This is a genomic window from Bartonella sp. CL162QHHD (assembly GCF_042195435.1).
Lineage (GTDB): Bacteria > Pseudomonadota > Alphaproteobacteria > Rhizobiales > Rhizobiaceae > Bartonella.
The window spans coordinates 1-1,319 of sequence record NZ_JBHIOG010000023.1 but is presented as its reverse complement, the minus strand read 5'-3'; the positions used below and the strand labels follow the sequence as shown (position 1 = coordinate 1,319).

General features: G+C 42.1%; 1 protein-coding gene and 1 pseudogene. Both read right to left on the bottom strand.

Annotation, left to right across the window (positions count from 1 at the left end):
- Positions 1-215 precede the first annotated feature (215 nt).
- Positions 216-1,037 (bottom strand): hypothetical protein, encoded by an 822-nt coding sequence (locus tag ACFILD_RS02445; RefSeq protein ID WP_375664712.1) that lies wholly within the window; start codon positions 1,035-1,037, stop codon positions 216-218.
- A gap of 13 nt (positions 1,038-1,050) precedes the next feature.
- Positions 1,051-1,319 (bottom strand): annotated as a pseudogene (locus ACFILD_RS02440) (phage portal protein); the annotation flags it as partial.

Here is a 1,319-nt window from a genome sequence, read left to right as displayed (position 1 = left end):
TACTATTGGAGCCTTCTCCCATTAATGGTTCAATATCAAGCGCTTTAGACGCTTCATAATTTAATCTCTTTGACCAAGCTTTCACCGCTTGAGCATCATTAATAGGTATACGTGTTATTGCCATTGATTTTACCTTTCTTTGCTATAAAAAAACCGGCTTAAAGCCGGCAAAAACCCGCATTAAAAGCGGATTACGTTATGCACCTAGACTATAATCAGCCATCGCGCCCCATTAACTTATCAAAAATGATTTGATTCTTAGGATTGCTATACCATTCTCCAAATTCTTTATCAGACATATTTCCAATAGATTCTAAAGTCATAGGACCCGTCACGCCCCCTCCACCAGATGCTGTTAAGGTTCTCGCAGAATTCTGCCGGCTTTGAAGTTCTGCAACCTGATTATTCGCTTGAACCCCTTGGTTCTGATAGCCAAGATTTTGCGCTATTCTATAAATCTCTTCTGCCGGATTGAGATCTCTTTGTGCACAAGTCGCTACAATCGTACGCAATTCATTCCTTATGATCTCAGAAATTGTGTTTGGATCTGCATACTCAGGATAAAGTGACGACCAAGAACTCAATTCCTTCGCACGCTTCTCATAAAGAAAATTTGCCGCATCACCAAAATCACTGGATTTATTTTGAAACGACTTAACAGAATTGTTGAAAAACTGACCAAGACGTATATCATGCTGCTGCTGTTCCTCAGCTTGTCTTAGCGCTTCTTTCTGTTCCCTAATATACGCATCTTGCTTTTGAATCTTATCTAGCATCCACGCCACTAAACGAACAGGGTCCTCACGTAGGTCTGGGGGTGCATTTTCACCTTCAACCATTGGCGTCTGGGATTGGGGTTCATAAAGCTTGACAAGCGCTTCACGAGCTTGTTTGGCTTGTTGCTCCATACGCTGCTGNTCATCATTATCAATCGTTTCACCATCATAAGTGCCGGCATCAAAAGAGCTCTCATCATCAAAGACCGGTGCTCCAACTCTGTAATCTTCATTCATAGCTTCATTCATTTCTGCATTCATTCTCTAACCTCTCTCAAATGCTTCTTCCTCTGTATGTTGCCGCTCTTTCACGCATGATTTGATTTTGCGCTCGTTCATTAAGAATACGCTCCCGTTCAAGCTCATGCTTCTGTTGCATCAATTCCGCTTCCAATTCTGCTCTCTTTTGACGCATAACCAATTCAATCTGCTTGCCTTGTAAATCCATCTGTTGCATCTGACTTTTAGCCGCAATATCTTGCTGCTTTTCCTGCAACTTCATTTCCTGCTCGGGGTCCATCTGCTGTTGTTGTGCCATTTGTT